The organism is Microbulbifer maximicatervae (SeqCode) (assembly GCF_052467385.1).
The window spans coordinates 3065468-3086528 of sequence record NZ_CP174311.1 but is presented as its reverse complement, the minus strand read 5'-3'; the positions used below and the strand labels follow the sequence as shown (position 1 = coordinate 3086528).

The 21061-nt window shown below is 44.1% G+C and carries 17 protein-coding genes and 1 pseudogene; 9 read left to right on the top strand and 9 right to left on the bottom strand.

From position 1 onward, the window contains the following. Window positions 1-9: 9 nt before the first annotated feature. From ACJJIR_RS13005 to ACJJIR_RS12985, 5 genes and pseudogenes are all read right to left on the bottom strand, one after another. Window positions 10-1443: pseudogene (locus tag ACJJIR_RS13005) on the bottom strand (hypothetical protein). Window positions 1444-1728: 285 nt separating this feature from the next. Continuing rightward, the gene (locus tag ACJJIR_RS13000) at window positions 1729-2073 is read right to left on the bottom strand and encodes an ArsR/SmtB family transcription factor (RefSeq protein ID WP_444905674.1); all 345 of its coding nucleotides are present in this window, start codon (window positions 2071-2073) and stop codon (window positions 1729-1731) included. 268 nt (window positions 2074-2341) lie between these two features. After that, on the bottom strand, window positions 2342-2740 hold the full coding sequence (locus ACJJIR_RS12995) for a phytanoyl-CoA dioxygenase family protein (protein ID WP_444908422.1): 399 nt from the start codon (window positions 2738-2740) through the stop codon (window positions 2342-2344). A gap of 721 nt (window positions 2741-3461) precedes the next feature. Beyond that, window positions 3462-4715: a phytanoyl-CoA dioxygenase family protein gene (locus tag ACJJIR_RS12990; RefSeq protein ID WP_444905673.1), complete on the bottom strand. Its 1254-nt coding sequence runs from the start codon at window positions 4713-4715 to the stop codon at window positions 3462-3464. Window positions 4716-5067: 352 nt separating this feature from the next. After that, window positions 5068-5424, bottom strand: coding sequence for a hypothetical protein (locus tag ACJJIR_RS12985; RefSeq protein WP_444905672.1), 357 nt, complete (start codon window positions 5422-5424; stop codon window positions 5068-5070). A gap of 386 nt (window positions 5425-5810) precedes the next feature. Between ACJJIR_RS12985 and ACJJIR_RS12980 the strand changes: the two genes are divergently transcribed. The 4 genes from ACJJIR_RS12980 (at window position 5811) to ACJJIR_RS12965 (ending at window position 11669) form a co-directional block, all read left to right on the top strand. Next, a complete protein-coding gene (locus ACJJIR_RS12980) occupies window positions 5811-8093 on the top strand; it encodes a TonB-dependent receptor (RefSeq protein ID WP_444905671.1) in 2283 nt (760 codons plus the stop codon). 468 nt (window positions 8094-8561) lie between these two features. Beyond that, entirely contained in the window at window positions 8562-9173 is a 612-nt protein-coding gene (locus ACJJIR_RS12975) for a CHAP domain-containing protein (RefSeq protein WP_444905670.1), read from the top strand. A gap of 504 nt (window positions 9174-9677) precedes the next feature. Then, entirely contained in the window at window positions 9678-10601 is a 924-nt protein-coding gene (locus ACJJIR_RS12970; RefSeq protein WP_444905669.1) for a haloalkane dehalogenase, read from the top strand. 144 nt (window positions 10602-10745) lie between these two features. Further along, window positions 10746-11669 carry a DMT family transporter gene (locus ACJJIR_RS12965; RefSeq protein ID WP_444905668.1) on the top strand — a complete coding sequence of 308 codons (924 nt, stop codon included), beginning with the start codon at window positions 10746-10748 and terminating at the stop codon, window positions 11667-11669. 130 nt (window positions 11670-11799) lie between these two features. Here ACJJIR_RS12965 and ACJJIR_RS12960 read toward each other — a convergent pair whose 3' ends face one another. Beyond that, the gene (locus ACJJIR_RS12960) at window positions 11800-12723 is read right to left on the bottom strand and encodes an alpha/beta fold hydrolase (protein WP_444905667.1); all 924 of its coding nucleotides are present in this window, start codon (window positions 12721-12723) and stop codon (window positions 11800-11802) included. A gap of 182 nt (window positions 12724-12905) precedes the next feature. On the opposite strand from ACJJIR_RS12960, the gene ACJJIR_RS12955 reads away from it, so the two are divergent. The 5 genes from ACJJIR_RS12955 to ACJJIR_RS12935 all read left to right on the top strand — a co-directional run bounded on the left by ACJJIR_RS12955 (window position 12906) and on the right by ACJJIR_RS12935 (window position 17436). Next, complete coding sequence (locus tag ACJJIR_RS12955) at window positions 12906-13256, top strand: winged helix-turn-helix transcriptional regulator (protein WP_444905666.1); 351 nt, start codon at window positions 12906-12908, stop codon at window positions 13254-13256. Window positions 13257-13527: 271 nt separating this feature from the next. Then, entirely contained in the window at window positions 13528-14301 is a 774-nt protein-coding gene (locus tag ACJJIR_RS12950; RefSeq protein ID WP_444905665.1) for a class I SAM-dependent methyltransferase, read from the top strand. A 315-nt stretch (window positions 14302-14616) separates the two neighbouring features. Continuing rightward, window positions 14617-15423, top strand: a complete 807-nt coding sequence (locus tag ACJJIR_RS12945; protein ID WP_444905664.1) for a right-handed parallel beta-helix repeat-containing protein — start codon at window positions 14617-14619, stop codon at window positions 15421-15423. 168 nt (window positions 15424-15591) lie between these two features. After that, window positions 15592-16047 (top strand): cupin domain-containing protein, encoded by a 456-nt coding sequence (locus tag ACJJIR_RS12940; RefSeq protein WP_444905663.1) that lies wholly within the window; start codon window positions 15592-15594, stop codon window positions 16045-16047. Window positions 16048-16560: 513 nt separating this feature from the next. Then, window positions 16561-17436 carry a right-handed parallel beta-helix repeat-containing protein gene (locus ACJJIR_RS12935; protein ID WP_444905662.1) on the top strand — a complete coding sequence of 292 codons (876 nt, stop codon included), beginning with the start codon at window positions 16561-16563 and terminating at the stop codon, window positions 17434-17436. 207 nt (window positions 17437-17643) lie between these two features. Here ACJJIR_RS12935 and pgmB read toward each other — a convergent pair whose 3' ends face one another. The 3 genes from pgmB to ACJJIR_RS12920 all read right to left on the bottom strand — a co-directional run bounded on the left by pgmB (window position 17644) and on the right by ACJJIR_RS12920 (window position 21034). After that, on the bottom strand, window positions 17644-18357 hold the full coding sequence (gene pgmB, locus ACJJIR_RS12930; RefSeq protein WP_444905661.1) for a beta-phosphoglucomutase: 714 nt from the start codon (window positions 18355-18357) through the stop codon (window positions 17644-17646). After that, window positions 18357-20774 carry a glycoside hydrolase family 65 protein gene (locus tag ACJJIR_RS12925; RefSeq protein ID WP_444905660.1) on the bottom strand — a complete coding sequence of 806 codons (2418 nt, stop codon included), beginning with the start codon at window positions 20772-20774 and terminating at the stop codon, window positions 18357-18359. The genes pgmB and ACJJIR_RS12925 overlap by 1 nt, the downstream gene beginning before the upstream one ends. Before the next feature lie 107 nt (window positions 20775-20881). Then, window positions 20882-21034, bottom strand: a complete 153-nt coding sequence (locus ACJJIR_RS12920) for a hypothetical protein (protein ID WP_444905659.1) — start codon at window positions 21032-21034, stop codon at window positions 20882-20884. Between the last annotated feature and the right edge of the window lie 27 nt (window positions 21035-21061).

Genomic DNA, 21061 nt, shown 5'->3' with positions numbered 1-21061 from the left:
GTGATGTTGTCATGCGATATTGAATATCAGTGAATCTAAAACGCCCTTGCCACTATGCACGCCACCCTCCATTTCCTGAGAGGATTTACTTCGAACTAAGTAGCCGGCAAAACCTTGTTCTGAAGTAGCTGGTTGACCATTGAAATGAACCGTAAACATACCTATTTCACTGATTAAATCGCCTACTAAATATAATTCAGAGTCTCTGACTACCAGGGCGGGGTTGCTTCTAGGGGGCGGGCTCAAGCGTGGCATTAGTGCCCAGGCAGGGTATTCGTCTACTGAGAGCTGTTTGAGTTTCAGCTTGATATCCTGGCCAAAGACACAGTGCCCGCCGCCTTCTCCCTGATTTTTGAGCACCCACTTAGAGGCGTTCTGCTGACCGAACCATTCTATCGTTTCTGATGAAATTGGTTGCATGTCGCCAAGTAATGACTTGATTAAAACCGCTTCATCCTGGGATACATTGAATCCGGTTAGCATTTCTACTGACATGGACGAAAGGATCATTTGTACACGCTTGCTGGTAGCCAGTTGTTGGCTTACGGTTGCATTAATTGCGATCCGATGGCTCTCAAGCAAAATTCGCGATTGCATCAGTGTTTCACAGCAGCGCTCGCTATCCAGGTCTTTGGCGACATAATCACAGTAGTTGTAGCCGGCTCGTAAATACACGCAATCTACAGGGCCTACTCCTTGCAGCAAGAGCCTATTGTTGGGGCCTGTTACCAGGCCCGCTTTGAGTTCACGAAAGGTCTTTCGTACCGTACGAATGCCTTTTTCAGCTAAGGCATATTCAAGAAGGTGTTGGTCGAAGACATTGTCTTCATGCTCCTGTATCACCATTAGAAATGTTGGGCTGCCACCATCTCCAAACTCGCTTTTGATGGCTCTTGTCGCATCGGCAAGGCCTTGAGAGAGTCGCTCAATTGCTGGGTTCTCTATAGGTTGGCCGTTCGAAGTATTGGATCAATCGGAATAGGTCTCAGGACTTTGCGAGCGGATGAATTGGTGCAACTCGTAAATACGCTGCCCAAAGGGCCCCATTCCTGCTGCGATTCCATTGAACTCAATGAGCTTTGGTCCCTGGCTCTCATCGTCCATAAAGTCACTTCTCATAATCAGGAGGGGGAGGCGGGGCGCATTTTTTATTTGACCATGCATGGCGAGTAAGGCACCGAAAAACGGGTCTCCATGTGCAACAGGCCTGATAGCTTCGTGAAGAAATTGGTGATCTTCTGAGACTTGATGGATCAGCTTTCCCAATAGGGGTACTGCTTTCTTTAACGTCTCAAACCGTTCCAGGGCGATAGTACTTGGGGTAAGGCTAAAAGGAACATGGCTCGCTGAGCCACGACTAGATTTGAAAGCCAGGCCATGGGCAAGCCCCCACTCTACCGCTTCATTGGCTGCCTGAATGGCGTTTGGATGGCTCTTTTTCATGGTTTCCACTGGCCTTTGTATGCTGGGGGCACAACTCAGATTATATGATGTTTCTAGAATAATGGAAATATAAGTATTAAGTAAAGGTGTGTGTTCGAGTTATTTCCGAGGTATCCAAGAAAGGTATCAAGGGAAGGGAGCCAACTAAAGCTGGCTATTTCTGTAAATGGTCATTCTAGCGGTGCTTGAAGCAGAATTTAGGGCCTAAATGTATCCATCGGGGTGAAGAGAAGAAAGTTCGGACGCTCCATCGATAGGGGGCGCCCGAAGCAAGAGCGACATTGTTCAGTGCTGATCCGGTACCGCACACTTGATATCAGGACACTTTATCGGTGTATTGAAATCATCGTGGCAGCATTCATCTTGTAAAAACTGAATAACCTCAGTCAAGTGCTGATATTCGGCTACGCAGTAGAGGGTGCGGCTCTCGCGTCGCTGGAAAATTAATCCTGCCGAAATCAGACTGGAAATATGGTGGGAGAGGGTTGATCCGGGGATATCTAATTGCTCCTGGATGTTGCCTACAGGAATACCCGGTAGTCCGGCTTTGACTACTTTTTTGTAGATCAACAAGCGGGTTGGGTGTCCCAGCTCTTTGAGCGATTTGGCTACTTCTTCGATTTCCATCATGATTTGGTCATAAGTTCTATATTTGTCGAAATATATACAGTTTAGTGCTAAAGATAAAGTGTCGTGTGGACGACTGCTCAAGCTAGTGCTGCTACTAGTTGTTTAGGGTATTGAGAGGAAGCTGCATTACTTATATTTCTTTAAACTATATTACCAAACTTACCGAAATAACGCTTTTACTGCTAATTGCCCACACCAGGAGGGGGGTAATATCTATTCTGAAGTAGACGCATCATCATCCCGGATTTCATTGTAGCCATAAGAATCTTTACCAAACACCTGAAAATTGCAATGTGAATTCCAGCAGGCCCTCAATGGTTGAAATGTTGTCTTTGCCATAAGGAGCAACTTTTACGTGATTAGCTGTATACCTCATGGCAAACGAAAATCGAGATTTATCTTTTGATGTGTTTGCAAAGGATGTGTGCATAATTAGGGGTGAGAAAATAAGGCATTCGCCGGCTTTCACTTCCAGGTCTTTTACTTCCAGGTCGCCAAAGAGATCTTCTTCAATAATTTCCCTTGTACTGAGCAAAAGGAATAGCTTGGCAAGTCTGTATAAGGAGCGGGGTGATGCAGGGACTAGTGATAAGTATATTAATTTGTTGTCTTGTATATAATTATAGAGGTAGCTAGTTCTTGTATCGGTGTGTGACTTTGGAAGCATGCTAAGCCAACTGGTATCTTTCGTACTTTCGGTGAGCACAACCCAAACGATGTGTTGAATTAGGGTGGGAGAAGTTTATATGGTCGGTCGTAATTTTGTATATTTACCGACCTCTCGAAAGGTTGCATTCTGATACCAAGACATCCCCTCAATGTCGGGGCTTTTATCAAAAAATTGACTGCGCCAGCATATAACTTCATATCCTAGTAGAGTTGCCAATCGCTCTGAAATTTTTGGGGGTCGTAGGAGGTTCCTAAAGGGTTTTATCCGCAATGCCTGGTATAATTCAGCGTATCCAATTGTCCAGCGTTCCTCTCTTTTACCAATCGCCTTCACCTTGTCGCCAAGGTGCCTCACTACAATTGGAAATTGTTTTTAAAATCATCCAGTGCTATTCCCTTAAGCTTTTCGCCAGTTCAGAAGAGATACACGGAAGGTAGGAAGGAGTTCATTTTTTTAAAGAGTGGCCCGATCATCTTCGTTTAATTTTCAAATAATGGTGGTAGTTGTGCGCCAGATAGATGCTGAGCTTTCCAAGCCGATCTAGATTAGAAAATAATTTTTATTTTTTGCTCTTCTGTCATGGGGGTATTATGAATTTGTATGCAATTATTGTCATAACTAAGTCTGCGGCCTTTAGGTGCTTTCCTAAGGGTAGGGAGGTTACCTAAGTTTTTTTTCGTCACCACCAGAGAGTATATTGATCATGACGGATTGTGGATTACTCTTCTGTTTTGTCCTCATCGTCTAATATTCCATTGTAGCCATAGGTGTCTTTGCCATAAATCTGAAAGCTGATAACCTTTGGGAGTGTATATTCTATTAGTCCGCCTAAAGTTGAGTAATTATCCTTTCCGTAAGGGGCAACCTTTACGTGATTGGCTGTGCAGCGACCTACAAATGAAAATCGAGTTTTGTCTTTTGATGTGTTTGGGTAGGAGGCGTGGATGTTCAGGGATGAGAATATTAGGCACTCTCCGGCTTTCATTTCTAGATCTTTGATGTCAAAGCCGTCAAAAATATGATCACCTAGCAATTTTGCGGCACTAAAAAATACTACTGCACCTTTGTGAAAAATCCTTCCATACATAAAAGATTTGCATAAATGGTATAGGTACAGTGGGGAAGCTGGTAGAAGCGATAAGTAAAACATCCTGTTGTCTTGTAGAAATTCGTAAAGGTAATTTACTCTCGCGTCAGCATAAGATCCGGGTAGAATTCTAAGGCACCCGGTTTCTTTTGTGGTGTCAGTTAAGGCAACCCACGCATTTACTTGAATGAGCGCAGGTGGTGTTTCTCTTGTGGGCTGGAGCTTTGCATATTTCCCCATTTCCCTGAAAGTTGCATTTTGGTGCCAGGGTGTCCCATCGGAGCCTGGTTTTTTTTCAAAAAACTGATTGCGCCAGCAAATAACCTCATCACCTAAAATGCTTGCAATCTTTTCCGAAATTTCAGGCTTTCTCATTAAGTCCCTGAAAGGCTTTAACTCTAGCGCTTGATATAGACTGGCATATTCGATATTCCAGCGGCCCTCTTTCTTAGCAATTTCTTTAATTTTATCTCCCATATAGGAAACGCCGTTAAAGTCATTGTCATACTCCTCCTGTACTAGAGTCATTAAGCCCTGTGCTTCTTCCGCGGATAGAACTCTATAGGGAGGCAGATAACCATTTTCTTCAAAGAAGTGGCGATCTTTGTCACTTAAAAAACAACTTCCTGTGGCGGCACTTTGGGGAGGATTGGGTAATTTTGCTGTCAGGTTTTTAAGCTTGTCGAGTTCGGAAAACAAATGATGACGCCTATTCCTTTGCCAGGGGAGAATAAACACCTTATAAGCTGTTATTAAGATTACAGTCCCAATAACTTTACACTTTTGGCTAAATGAAATATCGAAGTCAGCCAGACTACGTTCATTGTCTGCGCCTGAAAACATTTTAGAGAGCGTACTGCCACCTTGATTTTTCATGTCATGCATAAGTTACTTCGGGGTAAAGTTAGCTTTTATTAAGACTAGCTTCAGCTCGCACAAAGGTGTTCTGAACAGTACCCATGGCAATACTTCACGGCATGTGACGGGAATTTTTTCGGGGTGGCTAATGAAGGAAGTAGAGCGGTGCCAGGCCAGAATATAACCTGGAGTATCGAGCTTTATTGAACTGACGCCCATTGGCTGCAGGGGTCGGTTGGAGAGTACCCTTGAGGGGAGCCTGGCATGTTTCTCGAATTTCTCAGCTCTATGGGCACCCCTATCCCTTTTAAGTGCCTTAGGCCGATACAGTTCGACATTTCCCAAATCAGCAACAGCCAATCAAGTAAAGTGGAAAGTTTTAGTTACCTTTCACCAAGTCGACAGATCCGTGATCATCACAGTGATCACCATGAACATGGTGAAGCCGCCCGTTAACCAGGTAGTCAACATGATCTCCGTGGGGAACCTGCTCATGGCCACAGTTTTTGCCGTGGACATGGGAGCTGTCATAGCCCTCTGTAACAGGGTGGCAACCCTCCGGGTTTTGGGTGCTTACTTCCAAGACGTGCTCGTCGTAGTGGTCTTTGTGGGGATGGTGTAGGTGGCCGTCATGGAGGTAGCAGATATGGTCCCCATGGCGAATGGCTGTGTGGCCACAGTGGCTATTATGGGTATGTGAATGATGCTCCGCCTGTTGGCACTTGCCTTTTTCCATGATAACTCTCCTGGCCGCTTGGCACTTACATGGAACCACTCGTCGTCGAATGCTTCTAGAATCAATAATTTGGCGCCACATTTGGACAGCCCTACATACTAAATCTAAGAACATCCGGGTGTAGTTTCCAAATATGAACTTCTACCAATGGCAGAAAACCTGCCCCTACCCCTCAATTCTTGATCTGCGAAGGTCTAACGGATGACTAGTCACTCAAATCTAGCCATTAATTCAATTTGCAATCGATTGCATTTGCACATTATAGTTAAAGCACGGTGCATCAAGTAGCGTTTAGCAACTCTTTATGCAATCGATTGCATAAAGCTTTATAAAAATAGCACCGAAGTATCAGAACAGATAAGAATGACGACGAGAGGGAAGAGTTGATGAGCAAGAAACCATTGGCGCAGGCCGTATCCATGGCCGCGCTCTCCGTTGGTCTTTGCGGCTATGCCGCAGCCCAAGAAATTAGCCCTGAAAACGATATGGTGATGGAGGAAGTCATCACAACAGGCACCCCTGGCGGTGCAGGCATGCGTAAGCTGGATGCCAGCTTTTCTATCACAACTTTAAGTGATGATGAGATTAGCAAAGCCTCTCCTTCAAGTACTGCAGACCTGTTGAAGTCCGTTCCAGGCCTGTGGGTTGAGAGCTCTGGCGGTGTTTCTGGGGCAAATATCGATGTTCGCGGTTTCCCTGGCGGTAGTGATGCACCCTTTGTCACGGTATCCATGAACGGATTGCCTCTGTATCCAGCGCCAACACTCTCATTTTTAGAAAACTCTTCTCTATTTCGTGTCGATGACACTATTCAGCGAGTGGAAGCTCTGCGCGGTGGACCCAATCCGGTTTTCTCCAATGGCCAGCCAGGTCTGACTACCAACTTTATCTTAAAAGAAGGTACTGAAGAGACTGAGGGGCGATTTAAGTACACTTTATCTGACTATGATCTGCAGCGGACCGATGCCGTGATGACCGGTAAGGTTTCGGATGATGTGTACTACATGGTTGGAGGCTACGTATCTTCCTCCCCTGGCATTCGTGATGCGGGTTTTGATGCGGAAGAAGGGCATCAATTTACCCTGCACATCACCAAAGAGATGGATAACGGCAAAGCGGGTTTTTACATCCGGGATACAAAAGATACTGGTACCTGGTATTTGCCCAATGCTGCATTTCTGGAAACAGATTACACCCAGGTAGGCCCCAGTAATCGCAAGGTTTCTGTACCCATTACTCAGGCTGACGGTAATGGCGGCTCAGAAACTACCTGGGAAACTTTCGATATGGGCGAAGGGCGCGGCTGGAATGGCAATGTAGCCGGTGCTTATCTGGAGCTAGACCTGGGGGATGGTTGGAGTCTCACCGAACGCTTTGGACTTACAGCAGGTAACGCTGATACTTTGGGTTTTGTTCCTAATGGTGCGCCTGTATCGCTGAATTCTCTTACTGATCAAGCAGTAGTAACCGCCTCTGGAAACGAACTTAGTGGCGATACTGTGGTACAGCAGTTTGGTGCCTGGGTAGTACGCAAAGATATCGAGGCTACGACAAATGACATTAGCCTGGCAAAAGAGTGGGATAACTTTAAAGTAACAGCCGGTTATTACACCTCAAGCTGGGAAGTTGATGAATGGTGGTCCCTGGGTAACCAGAAATACTACGTACTGGGTCAAGGTGGGGAGCTGATCACAGGAACTGCTGATGGCTCTGAGCTAACTGGTGATCTCGCTTGTAACACATCTGTAGATATTTCCACTTGTGATTGGAAATATGATGTGGATGCCGTGGGTGATGCCCGTGAAAACGCGCTTTATGTCGCCGGTGAGTTCTACTTAGGGGACTTTACCTTCGATCTGGGCGTGCGTTCCGCAAACCGCAAAACCAATTACTCCGTGGATCATGGTGAGCGAGACGGCAATTTTACCACTTATAAAGCGGACGAAGATGGCACTGCTTATACTGCCGCAGTGGACTGGGCCTTTGCCGAAAATATGGGCACTTTCTTCCGCATAAACTCCGGCTTTAAGTTCGCAGACTTTGACAACTATCGCGAGTTCGGTGATAGCTTCATTGCTGGGTCTGACCTTGTAATCGACATTGACCAATACGAACTGGGTTATAAATTGCAGGAGCAAGATTATTCCCTCTTTGCGACTCTGTTCTACAACGAAACCCAGGGCATGCCTGACTGTATCATTGGCAGCAGTACCTGTACTCGTTTAGAGACTGAGGCGCTTGGTCTCGAATTGGACGGTAAAGTTCACTGGGGAGATTTCACCTTTGGGTTAAATACTACCCTGCAAAAGCCAGAAATTACGAGTGGTGAATATGAAGGCAACCAGGTTATGCGTCAGCCTGAATACCAGGTGCGCCTGAGCCAGAATTATGATTTCACACTGAATAACATTGATATGGCTGTGTATACCGATATCAGTCGGGTAGGTGATCGCTTTAATGGAAGCGACAATGAAGTAACTTTGCCAGCCTATACAAAAGTTGATCTGGGTGCGGTGGCCTATATCAATGATATTACTGTCCAGTTGGCTGTGGACAACTTAACTGATGAAGATGGTATCACCGAAGGTGATCCCCGCGATCCGCTAGCGTCTAATGTCCGCTACATCTTGCCGCGCAATATCAAGCTCAGTTTCGCGTACGATTTTTAACCTCATGCCTCTCCCATAGGCTTCCAAGCTTTGCCGCACACTTCTCCAGTGTGCGGCTTTTTTATTGCCTGAAAAATTTAACTACAATCTATTTTCAAATCCATACAAATAATGGAGCTTCGATCTTTGTGGTCTAACCCAAACCCTTCCGGAGGCTCCCCAATAAAGTATGTGGTTAAACTGCTTTCATGAAGCGAAATTAGAGTCGAGGTTGAGAGCCCTAAGGTCATTGCAGGTGTGAAACCTTAATGTTCATATACAAATTTAATTTGGCAGTGGGAGATAGTTCTATTAAGTTATGAGCAGTTACCCCAATTCCTATTGCTAGCTGTATGTTGACGTTCGGACTAAAAAGTGGCATTAAGGTGGCGTAAGGGTTTGTTAGCTGTACTCTTTTCCCCCACCTATTATTAGTTTAGTAATGTTTCATATGTATTAGTGATTTTGGGTTGGTACATTTTTGGTAATATGAAAAAATTTATTGGCTTTCTTGTTGTTGTTTTGGCAATACCACTGCTCGTCTATTTTTCTACCTATAAGGGGGAAAGAAGTTTTACCAATCATCATGGCCTTCCAAATGTTAATCTGGTTGTCGATAATGCGTATTCTCTTTGGTTTACGCCTTATGATCCACTGATGGGGATGTATAATAATATAGGAGGGAAACTTGGATTTATTGTCTGTAGTGATGTACCTAATATCGCTTACGGAATGGCTGGATATTCATTTCAGGTCTTATTGAGAGATAGTTTTGTAAAAAATCCAAATTTTTATGATGCTCGAAATGGTAATAATCCAGAGAATCCATTTTTCCATCGCCGAGCAAGAAATCTATATTCCTATTTCCAGTCAATTCAATCTTTGAAACCAGCATCTTATAAGCCGCAGTTGGGGGATTTGGTTTTTTATAGAAAGACTGAAAAAGGATATATTGCCCATGTTGCTTTAGTTACTTATGTTGATAATAGGGGGTATAAAATCATGGAGTCAGCACCCAAAACCCTGTTCGCCAGGGAAGTAGAAATGGATTCTCCAGTGAAAAGGGGCTGGATCTTGGCGGGCTTTGGTAAAGTGTATTGAGGTGTTGTCCATGATTCGTAGTCATGAGGGATATTGTTCTTACAGTGATATATGCATCCCAGTGATTTTTGTAGCCTAATTTCTCCTAGGCTCAATTTCTGTTCACTGATAATTGAGATATATTGCTGGTAGACAGCTTACATCCAGATGGGTATTTCAATACATCTAACATGTTTTAATGGTAAGAAGTTTGATTAATCGGCTTTGACAGGGTCGGTTGTACTTAGCCCAATGGTTTCAGACTTGCCAAATTGGCATTATGAGGTAATTTAAGTGATCTGGCGCCTAATAAGGTTTCTAAATGTAAAAATTAGAGATCATGCCATGTTTTAGGAGCATATTTATCCTTATTATCTAGTAGGATAATAGGTATTTTTCTACAGTTACTTTTTCAGATTTGAAGCACCGATAAAAGCGCCACAATGGATGATCTCTGGATTCCCACTGATCTAGCTTTTCAGAAGCAAGGCGCTAACTTAACTTTCAACTAAAAGAGGGTTGCCGATGTCTATTGAACGATTGAGAACTCCTGAGGAGCGCTTTTCTTTACTACCGGGTTTTCCGTATACTCCTAACTATATTGATAGCCTGGAAGGCTATGATTCTATGCGTATGGCATATATCGATGAGGGGGAGCAGGATTCGGATACCACCTTTCTTTGCCTCCATGGGGAGCCCAGTTGGGGTTACTTATATCGGAAAATGATCCCAGTTTTTGTTGGGGCAGGACACCGGGTAATTGCTCCAGATTTGTTTGGATTTGGTCGCTCAGATAAGCCCGTCAATGAAGATGTGTACACTTTTAACTTCCATCGTAACAGCCTGATGCGTTTGATTGAGCATTTGGATCTTAAGAATATTACGCTGGTTTGTCAGGATTGGGGTGGACTTCTGGGATTGACACTTCCAATGGATATGCCGGATAGATTTACCCGATTACTGGTAATGAATACGGCTATCGCAGCAGGGGATGGTGCTTCAGAGGGGTTCTACCACTGGCGGAACTTCTCTGTCAATGTGCCTGAAATCCCTGTGGGAGGGCTCATTGCCAATGATGCTCAATCTGAGGTCAATTTATTCGATATAGTAGCCTATGATGCGCCTTTTCCAGACAACCGCTATAAGGCTGGCGTTCGTCAATTCCCGTCAATTGTACCGGTTGATCCAGATATGGAGGGAGCAGAGCTAGGGGTAAGGGCTCGAAAATTCTGGTCTAGGAGCTGGGGTGGTGAGAGCTTTATGGCGATTGGAATGAGGGACTTTGTACTTGGTGAGAAAGTGATGGAGTTGCTGAGGGGAACCATCAAAAACTGTCCAGAGCCTCTCAAACTAGCGGAGGCGGGCCACTTTGTGCAGGAATATGGTAAAGAAATTGCTGAAAAGGCGCTCAGTCACTTCAAGCTTTCCTCTACAGTAACTGAAAATTAAGGGCGTACTAGTGCCGGGATAAGTTATATTCCGGCTTCTATTCTCAGGTAGCCCAAGGCATTCAGACTGCTCTTACATTTCATAACTAATTTATAATCGGTGGCTCTGTTTATAGAATCTGTAGTCTTTATTAGAGAGTTTAAAGTGAAGTTTAAAGACAGTCGTGGAATTATTCTGACTATTTTGGCAATGCTCTGTTTGGCTGGTATGGATGCAACAGGTAAGGTTCTCGTTCAGAACTATTCTATTGTTCAAATAATGGCGATTCGTTTCGCGATATTTTTCTTCATCGTTATAAGCTTGGCAAGACTCAAAGGGAGCTTGGATATAGTGCGAAGTGAAATATTTGGCACTCAATTAGCTCGCTCTATTGTTCTCGCTCTTGAGGTGTCAGTATTTATTTTTGCTTTTAGTATGATGTCTTTGGCTGATGTGCATGCTATAGCTGCGACCGCTCCATTATTCGCAATATTAATGGCTGGATGGTTTTTAGGGGAGAGGATAGATACAAGGAGCTGGGTAAGTGTTGCGGCTGGATTTATAGGTGCCCTTATTATCATTAGGCCTGGAATGGGAATGATGGGTTGGCAAACCTTGGTCCCCATCTTGGGAGCTATCCTATGGGCCGCATATCAAGTGCTTTCACGCCGTGTTTCACACTTTGATAGTGCCGATACAACCGTTTTCTATACCGCGACCATGGGTCTTATTATTTTTGGAAGCTTAGCACCATTTTATTGGGTAGAGCCGACAGTATCAGGGTGGCAATTGTTGATTTTAAATGGGCTCTTAGGTGCAATGGGCCACTATTTACTGATTAAGGCACTGGCACTTACTCCAGCTTCTATTTTGCAGCCCTTTAGTTACGCTTTACTATTTTGGGCTATTGTTATTGGCTTTGTAATCTTCGGAGATCTGCCTGATGGAATTACATTATTTGGCGCCTTCGTAATATTGGCTGCGGGATTTTATGCTTCAGACCTAGGCCGCGCATTGATTGGTGATTCACAGATTAAGGCCAAAAAGGGGAAGGATGATGCTGAATCAGAGTCAAAGTTAATGAGTTGAAAAACCAATTTGATAAAGGGCGCTCTAATGATGGTAGTTGAGCCCCATTAATATATCGGTGGCGAAATTGTTTAACGCCACCTTGAATTCAGTTAGTGATTAGGTATCTGTTCTTAGAATATTTAAAAACTCATGCGTCACGATGCTCAAGGAAGCCGCCATCTACCCAATTGATTATCAAGTCAACATACTCTTGTCCAGCATCTTCCGATGAGAAGTGAGATGCGTTATCAAATATAACTAGCTTACTATTGGGGATATGCTTGGATAAGGCAGTCGCATTATCCACTAAAACAAATGGATCTCTCTTGCCCCAAGTGATCAATGTCGGAACATTAATACCATTTAGTTTTCTCTCAATCCATGGAAGCTCTTTCGAATAGCTTCCAAAGAAACTGATGGCGCACTTGTGACTGTCATTATCAAAGGCTATGTCATAGTACTCTTGGATAGCTCGTTTGCTGGGTTTGTAGTTGTGATAGCCGTCTTTGACGGCAGTCAGGAAGTTGGTTTTCATTACTGACTTCTTGTTTAAGCCTTTTGCTATCCAGCGAACCATTCGGGATCTGACAACGGCCATAAGAATAGGAGAGAGTTTTGGAGGGAAGGTGCCTGGGCCGTCAAAGATATTGAGACTCAAGAATCGTTGAGGGTGGTTAATAACGGCCGCTAAAGCAATAGGCACACCCACATCCGGCCCTACCAGGTGGGCCTGCTTGATGCCAAAATGGTTCATTATTTGAACAAGGGCTTCGCTCAGGCTGCTCGGAGACATATCTCCTTCCTCCGCTTTTGATAAGCCAAATCCTGGGATATCAAAGGCTAGCACATCAAACTTTTCACTAAATGCTTCAATGGATGACTCCCACATGCGAATACTTTGGGGTAGACCATTCAGCAGTAGTAGGCTGGGAGCCTGAGGTTTTTCCTTGCGTAGAAAGCGAATGTTAAATTTCCCTACAGAGACAAACTGCGGTGTAAATATATCGTCAGCGGTTGAGGGTCTATTGGAGGCGTATTGGGTTAGGGCCTTGTCTAAGAGAGCTTGGGTCATAACAGGGTATATATCTATATGGGTCTATAGGTGATTTCGGGTTAAGTTACTTATTTATACTAGGTTACTCACTTGAGAGTTGGTTGCCAATAAGGCACTATTAAGTGGTTAAGTTACTTTTTGATAACCTATGGAGTGGAAGGGTGGGGACGCAGAATAAAAATAGTGAGAGGCGCGTGTTTGTGAATGATGATGAATGTCCCGTTCGTAATGTAGTAGCTCAAATTGGTGACAAGTGGTCCATCCTGATATTGTTTGCCCTTGTTGATGGTCCAGATCGCTTCAACTCCCTAAAGTCGCGTATTGAAGGGATTTCACAGCGAATGTTGACGCAAACCCTGCGTGACTTAGAGCGCGATGGTTTTGTACTCCGTTCTGTCTTTGCGCAGGTTCCAGTTAAAGTGGAGTATGAATTAACTGACCTGGGAAGGGGGTTATCTGCAGCTGTGTGGAAGTTAGTCTCTTGGGCAGATGAACATCATCCCGAGATTCGTAAAGCGCGCCTAAGATATGATGAGGATAATCAATCGTAGATTAAGGATTCTACCTTCTATTGTCCCCATTTAGGGCTTCTCTCAAAAATTATCAGTCTGCTTTGTAGTAAAGCATGATCTGTACTTGCAATTGAGTTCAATAGAGCCTTTTGTAGCTGAAGCATTACTGTAAATATATAGTTAGAATGATTGGCAATCTTAGTTTTCTTGAACTTGAGGCATAACGGAATAGGACTTACAAGTAAATTTAAATTTCTTACCCTTGATAATTAAATAGAATCGATAAATATAAGTAATTAGAAGGTGAGCCATGGATTTTTTTGAAATTAACCGACACTCCTGGGATAGCCGCACCCGTATTCATGTGAAGTCTGAATTTTATAATATTGATGGATTTCTAAGCGGAAAATCTACTTTAAATGAAGTTGAGCTTTCAGATATAGGTAATGTGTCTGGAAAAAGTTTACTTCACTTACAGTGTCACTTTGGCTTGGATACCTTATCTTGGGCTCGATTGGGGGCGAAGGTGACGGGAGTTGATATTTCTTCTGTAGCCATTACTGAAGCACAGGCTCTTTCTGACCGTTCAGGTTTACATGGAGAGTTTATCTGCAATGATATCTACAGTTTTGGAGAGTCAAATAATAAAGAATTTGATATCGTCTTTACTTCCTACGGTGCACTCTGTTGGTTGCCGGATATCGAGCGGTGGGCATCAGTTGTTGCTCAATGCTTAAAGCCGGGGGGGACTTTCTACATCGCAGAATTTCATCCATTTTATGATATTTTCTCTGGTTACACATACTTTCATCGAGCCGATCCAGATATTGAAGAGCAGGGTACCTATACAGAGAATGATCGGGGTGGCAAGTCTACCCTAGCCACCTGGTCACATCCGATTAGCGATGTTGTGAGTGCATTATTAAAATATGGTATTCAAATCACTCAACTAAAAGAATACCCGTATAGCCCTTACAACTGTTTTGATGGCATGGAGGAGCGTGAGAAGGGGAAATACTACCTGTTTTTTAAAGGACATGAGATTCCGCTAATTTATACTATTAAAGGTGTCAAAGTTACTTGAGATAAAGAGCAATAACAGTAATCAGGCTAGCGGTAGATTTGTGCAGAGCCTTTTTTAAGGGAGGGAAAAGGAGGGTAATGAGTACCGCCCCCTTAAACTTCCCATGTAAAGGCCCACTGGCTTCATATCCAACACTGCTTTCTTGCGTTTTGTCTAATTGGCGTAGATAGCCACTATTTACCATTCACAGATGTTTAGATTCCGTACTTAGTTGCCATTTCTTTAAGAGAAATTTCTTATAGCCCTTTTAGCAAGCTGGATCACACTCTGTTCAGGAGAAGGTCATTATTAACTGATTTTATAGAGGGTAGTAAGATGGCTATATGGCAATTACAAGGTATGAAGTGTGCTTTATCTATATTTGCAGGTGCTTTTTGCTTGCTGATATCCGGGCTTGCATCGGCGGTTGATTGTGGTGATACCATTAACACCCGAGAAGTTTTGGATGATGATTTGGTATGTACAGATAATATCGCGATAACCATTGTTGGCCCAACTGGTGGCCTGGATATGAATGGTCATACCATTACTTGTGACAATAATTCTGCAATAGGCATAGATGTTGTCGGTCTTGTGGGGTATTTGGAGGGCGCAGGTACTATATCATTCTGCCAGACGGGCGTTAGATTGGCTGGTGATGGATTTCATAATGTAACCAATATTTCTGCTAACAATAATGACTTTGTAGGGTTGGCGGTATCGAGCGACTTCAATCTAATTACTAATTCAAGTGCTAATGGTAATGGTAATACTGGCATATTAGTTACGGGGCTAAGAAATACCTTGATCTCAAATATTATCGAAAGTAACTTACTAGATGGGATTCAGTTGGATGGTGATGCTCCAAGTTTAGCCCAAAATTATATATATGATAATAATCGATATGGGATCTATATTGCTGATTCCAACTTTGGGAATTATAGCCAGAACACCTCTGAGATGAATGGTTCAGTGGGTATCTATATGGAAGCAGCTAATCAGTTTTTTAACTTTATTCTCAACAACACATCCAAGGGAAATACTGATTTTGACTTGGAGGATCTAAATGCAAATGCATGTAGTAATATTAATGTCTGGCGTGGAAACACTTTTACTACTGCTAATCCCAGTTGTTTAAATTAAGGCTTTTTGCAAGGTTCACCTTAAAGTAAACTGGGTGAGCCTGTGTTCAATTCGTATCCGCTCAACTATTTGCTTGTTGTCTATAAGGATTAAATTTCACTGATACATTATGTGGTAATGTAGTATCAGACATGTTTCTAATTCTGATTACAAGGTGCTGATTAATCCATGAAGCCTGATAACTTAATTGATCATCCTGAAGGCGGGAAATTTCTTCAGGTGTTTAAGTCGAGCTCAATAGTAACAAGGGAGGATGGGCAGAAGCGAAGCGCATTGACGCATATTTACTTTTCCTTACAGAAAGATGAAGTATCTAGATTTCACCGGGTCGAATCTGATGAGGTTTGGAATTTATATAGGGGGGAAGGCTTATATCTCTATATTTGGACTGAGGGGGATAGCTGTTTGCAAAGGACTGAGATTTCCGCAAAGAATAATATATTTTGTCATGTTGTTCCTGCTGGTGCCTGGCAGGCTGCTGAGCCAATTGGGAGTTCTGTTTTGGTCGGATGTTCGGTAGGCCCGGGGTTTGAATTTTCGGATTTTAATTTAATCAAGGTTGATGATCCTGTAGCAAAACAACTGTGTGAGATAGATAGTTGTTTGAGTCGCTTCATTCGTTAAGCCTAAAGTTTAAGCTGTAGTTACGCTTTACTATTGATGGATATTTTGGCGTAAATTTTATGGAGTCTATTTTAAGCTTTTCACTTCACGTCTATGCACGAGTTTTGATTATTTTACTTGCCCAAGCTTCTCTATGCCATTACCTTTTACATGCCAGAGCTATTGAGAATATTTTCCTATGGATATTTCACTCTTTGGGCTCAAAATGTATCCCAATATTCTTTTTTCTGATTTCAAGGATTTTTATTACCTGGGCATAATGGTTATGACTAAAAATTGTTATTGGGTTTACTTCAGCTCTTTCGCATAATGTAAATGCCGATGATGTGTACGCTGATACCATTGCGAGTACAGAAATAATAAGTAAGGATCTCAATTGTAATTTGATTGGGTTAACAGTTGCTGGGCTGACCGGTAGCTCGGATTTAAGTGGCAATTGGCTGTGGTGGTGAGTAGTAATCAATAGCTAAACAGTTTTATTAGGGGGGTACAATACTATTTTAGGAGTTTATTATGAATATTTGGCAGGAAGGAACGCAGTCTAAACTATATTCTTATCTATTTTTCGGTAGTGCGTTAGTAATCTCTGGAAGTGTAAATGCAGATATAGTGTGTGGCGGTACTATTACAACTCCAGAGGTGTTAACTGGGAACTTTTCTTGTGATGCCGGTGTAGAAATAACTGGCCCTACAGGAAGCCTGAACTTGAATGGATTTACGTTTGATTGTGTGGGGGGAACAGGTGTCATTCTTGATGGTACAGGAGCTGTATTATCTGGCGGCGCCTCAGGAGGTACATTGGATGAATGTAGTACAGGAGTCATTGCAACAGGTTCCGGTGGCCACACAATTACGGGTATAACGTTAAGTGATGTTACAGGAGAAGGGGTTTTCTTAGATTCGGACAACAATACGCTGTCTGGTTCGATTATTGATGTACCATTTGGTGGTGAAGGTGTGTTTATTAGAGGCAGTAACTCAACGGTGATAAATAACGAGATTGTTAGTTCAGATGGATTCGGGGAAAGTGGTATCTTTTTTGATCTCGGGGCAGATAATTCGACCGTAATATCTAATAAGATAACCGGTTTTAATACTTATGGTATGGAAATATGTAGCAATGGTAATTTCATTGCTCAAAATACGGTTGAACTCACTGGTTTTACAGATCCTATTCCCGGCACTGCGGTAGGTATATCGTTGGCTAAGTTCGCCATTCCCATCTGCTTTTTTTTTGATCCGGATAGCCAATTCGGAAATGTAATTATTGGCAATATAGCAACTGATAACAACTCTACCGATCTTGAGGATACTAATCCCTTCCCCTGCCTTAATACCTGGTTTGGCAATACGGCTGATAATATAGAAGGGGCCTGTATTGATCAATGAGCCGTAAAATTATTCCCTAGAAGGCCAGCGAAATCTTATTCTTTTGACTGATGTTTGGTGAAAGGGTGCGCGGATATTAATATAAGCCTTGGCCGATTACTAAAATATCACACCGGGATTATCCGGTGTGATATAGACGTGATTAGCTCATTTAGAGGTTCGTTATATATTGGAGTCTTGCTGCTTGCATGGTAGAGCCATAGGGTTCTAATCTATTTTTTCGTTGGGTCGTTTATCGATATTCATATTTTGACGAATGCCGGACTCTGCTAGCACTGATAGAAAGAAATCATATGGCACAAATTGTTCCAGACTGTCCAGCGTATAGTCTGCGTCCTTTAACGAATCTGGATTACCTATGCCTACAGCCGTCATGCCATTTGCGGACTTAATTGCACTGACTCCAGCGGGCGCATCTTCAAAAGCAATGCAAAATTCTGGATCAATTCCGAGACCTTTGGCGGCGGCTAGGAATATACCTGGTGCAGGTTTAGGTGCAGATTTTTCTGGGTCTGCAATAACAGAAAAGCAACGGGATATTCCCAGGGCTTCCAGTACCGCCGGCGCGTTTTTACTCGCTGAGGCGAGGCCAACCGGAATATGCTGAGAATTTAACCATGCGAGCAGTTCACCGGCGCCCGGTAACAAGTCTGCGGGAGAGAGGCTGCGAATTAATTCCTGGTAGCGGCTGTTTTTTCTAGCAGCCAGTGCGATTTTTGCTTCTTCAGTGTAATTGCTGCTTTTTTCCCCGAGAATCACCTCAAGAGAAGCCATTCTTTCCAGGCCCTTTAAGCGCTCTTCAGTATCCGCTGTCCAGGGAAGGTTGAGCCCTTCAGCCAGCTGTTTCCATGCGATCAGGTGGAGACGAGCGGTGTCTGCAATAACGCCGTCGAGATCAAAGATTGCTGCACGATAGATCATCAGGATACCTCCTCCATCGGTGCTATTTGAATGGCTTCTGTTTGCCCTGGTGTCTCCAGGAATAGAATTTGCTTGCCGTGATGAAGGCTGAGCGCTTCACCTTTCACCAAGGTGTATCTGGCGCTGTAAGAATCGACATCGACTGCGATCGTGCGGCCACGGAATTGCAACCGGAAACGATAGCCGTCCATTCCATTGGGCAGGTATGGATTGAAGTTGAGTTCATTGCCGTGCAGGCGCATTCCTGCAAATCCCTGGACCATACACATCCAGGTACCCCCCATGCAGGCAGTGTGTATGCCGTGCTGGGTATTGTTGTGGTGGTTATCCAGATCCATTCGCGCAACTTGCTGGAAGTAGTTCAGCGCTTTATCCGGATACCCAACTTCACTGGCAATAATGCTGTGAATACAAGCGGACAAAGTGGAGTCGTGTGTGGTGAGCGGTTCATAGAAGTCGAAATCCCGACGCTTCTGCTCAATTGAAAATTCTGAACTTTCCAGTAACAGGCCAAGAACGACATCCGCCTGCTTACAAACTTGGTGTCGATAGATCACCAGGGGATGATAGTGAAGTAACAGCGGGAATTGATCGGCTGGCGTTTCGGCAATATTCCAGCGGGGTTTGTTTAGAAAACTATCGTCTTGAGAATGTATGCCCTGCTTTTCATCGTAGGGCAGATACATGCTTTCTGCGGCCTTGGCCCAGTTATCAATTTCCTGTTTGTCGAGTTGAATACGCTGGGTCAACTCATCGCATGCTGCAGGATCGAATGATTTTAACCACTGTAATACTTCAACAGCATATTCAAGATGGGCCTTGGCCATCAGGTTTGTGTAGAAATTATTGTCAACCAGGGCAGTGTACTCGTCTGGTCCGGTAACCTCATTAATGCAGAACTGGTTGTCGCGAAGTGCGTTGAAGTGGCCAATCTCCAACCACATACGCGCGCCCTCTATCACGACTTCTGCGCCCTTGTTGCGCAGAAAATCGACATCACCGGTAACCCGGCAGTAATGTCGCACGGCGTAGGCAATATCCGCATTGATATGGTATTGCGCAGTGCCTGCCGGGTAATAGGCTGAGCACTCCTCACCGCCGATGGTGCGCCAGGGAAACAGTGCTCCCTTTTGAATCGACATTTCACTCGCCCTTTTTCGTGCGGCATCGAGGATTGAGTAGCGGTATTCCAGTAGACCGCGCGCTAATTCGGGTTGGGTGTAGAGGAAAAACGGTAGTACATAGATTTCTGTATCCCAGAAATAGTGGCCGTCATAGCCGTCACCGGAAAGTCCTTTGGCTGCAATATTGGTATTGCCATCCCGACCAAGGGATTGGAACAAGTGGTACTGGTTGAAACGTATTCCCTGTTGCAGGGCATCATTTCCACTGACCTGAATATCGGACTCAAGCCAGAAGTTGTCCATTTGTATACGCTGAGTTTCGACATGGCTCGCAAAACTTTTAGCCGCACAGCGCTCCAGGTAATGATGCAATTCGCCAGCTGATATCGGCTCAGCATTTTGCTGTGCAAAGTAAGCGACGTACTTGGTTAGGCGAATAGGGGTGTTGCGGCGGGCAGCAAAGCGATAGTCAACCGAGACGCAGTCTTCACTGCGGAGGTTGTTGGACGTGTAATCGCTGTCACTCTCACAAAGGTGCAGGGCTGCGCATCGTATAGAGAAGCCACTGCTCTTAACGGATAGAGGCAGGGCTAAATAACCATCTTCAGCTGTATTTTCCAGCCATTCGATATCTCCCCGGTCAATAGGGGAGGCAAGGCGTGGGTCCTCACTACGTTCTGCCTGGGCAAGGTCACCATCAAGGCAGGATTGCAGGTGTACCTCTCCGTCAAAATCGATGGGAGTGAGTTCCAGTTGCAGAGCTAATAGGTTTTTCTCACTGAGGGAAACCAGGCGCTGCACTTTGAGTTCAATGGTTTTTCCTTTTGGGGAGCGCCAAGTGAGTTTTCTCTCGCTGAACCCCGCGGCCATGTCCAGCCGGCGCTCGTAATTGAGTAGCTCGCCTTGGGCGAGACTAAAACGTTCTCCATCCAAGCTGATATAAATGGTCTTGCCGTCGGGAACCGTCAACATCCTCTGGTTGTTGCGCGCGTAGCCATAAGCAGACTCACCATAGGTGATAGGTTCGCTGGCGTAGACTCCATTCAGGTAACAACCATCCGTGAAGGGTTCTGGATCGAAACCCTCCTCAAAGGTACCGCGCAAGCCGATATAGCCATTACCGAGGGAGAATAGGGTGGCATTGAGGCTGTAATCTTCGGGCTGGAAGGTGTCCTCCACCAGGTCCCAGGGGTGGATCTTGTGTTTGATTTGTTGTTTTTGCTTCATACCACTTTCACTGGATTGGAGATTGGGTTCTAGGGCCGGGTCTGCTGGGCCTCCGGCTACGGGCATTCAGTCTATCCGTAGTTGATGTCTTTTTGCAATCGATTGCAAATCTGGGTTAAGCCTGGCTGTTACCAGAATATAGACCTGATTTTCATTTCCGAAAAGTCTGTAAGTTACTGAAAAATAGAGGTTATTTTCTTTTGCTGGGTCAACTGCCAGTTGATTTGTGACTGATCGGCATAAGACATTCCCAAATTTTCATTGGTTTTTATGCAAACGATTGCAATGTTTTGCCTGACTGATACATACTGGGTATCTTCAGGCATTGGGGCGGAGTCGCCTTTCTCCACAAA

Coding starts and splice junctions, on each gene's coding strand:
- ACJJIR_RS12995 (WP_444908422.1), bottom strand. CDS start 2,740: ATGCTTCCAAAGTCACACACCGATACAAGAACTAGCTACCTCTATAAT.
- ACJJIR_RS12975 (WP_444905670.1), top strand. CDS start 8,562: ATGAAAAAATTTATTGGCTTTCTTGTTGTTGTTTTGGCAATACCACTG.
- pgmB (WP_444905661.1), bottom strand. CDS start 18,357: ATGATCTATCGTGCAGCAATCTTTGATCTCGACGGCGTTATTGCAGAC.
- ACJJIR_RS12990 (WP_444905673.1), bottom strand. CDS start 4,715: ATGCATGACATGAAAAATCAAGGTGGCAGTACGCTCTCTAAAATGTTT.
- ACJJIR_RS12925 (WP_444905660.1), bottom strand. CDS start 20,774: ATGCCCGTAGCCGGAGGCCCAGCAGACCCGGCCCTAGAACCCAATCTC.
- ACJJIR_RS12950 (WP_444905665.1), top strand. CDS start 13,528: ATGGATTTTTTTGAAATTAACCGACACTCCTGGGATAGCCGCACCCGT.
- ACJJIR_RS12985 (WP_444905672.1), bottom strand. CDS start 5,424: ATGGAAAAAGGCAAGTGCCAACAGGCGGAGCATCATTCACATACCCAT.
- ACJJIR_RS12940 (WP_444905663.1), top strand. CDS start 15,592: ATGAAGCCTGATAACTTAATTGATCATCCTGAAGGCGGGAAATTTCTT.
- ACJJIR_RS12980 (WP_444905671.1), top strand. CDS start 5,811: ATGAGCAAGAAACCATTGGCGCAGGCCGTATCCATGGCCGCGCTCTCC.
- ACJJIR_RS12920 (WP_444905659.1), bottom strand. CDS start 21,034: ATGCCTGAAGATACCCAGTATGTATCAGTCAGGCAAAACATTGCAATC.
- ACJJIR_RS12935 (WP_444905662.1), top strand. CDS start 16,561: ATGAATATTTGGCAGGAAGGAACGCAGTCTAAACTATATTCTTATCTA.
- ACJJIR_RS12945 (WP_444905664.1), top strand. CDS start 14,617: ATGGCTATATGGCAATTACAAGGTATGAAGTGTGCTTTATCTATATTT.
- ACJJIR_RS13000 (WP_444905674.1), bottom strand. CDS start 2,073: ATGATGGAAATCGAAGAAGTAGCCAAATCGCTCAAAGAGCTGGGACAC.
- ACJJIR_RS12970 (WP_444905669.1), top strand. CDS start 9,678: ATGTCTATTGAACGATTGAGAACTCCTGAGGAGCGCTTTTCTTTACTA.
- ACJJIR_RS12960 (WP_444905667.1), bottom strand. CDS start 12,723: ATGACCCAAGCTCTCTTAGACAAGGCCCTAACCCAATACGCCTCCAAT.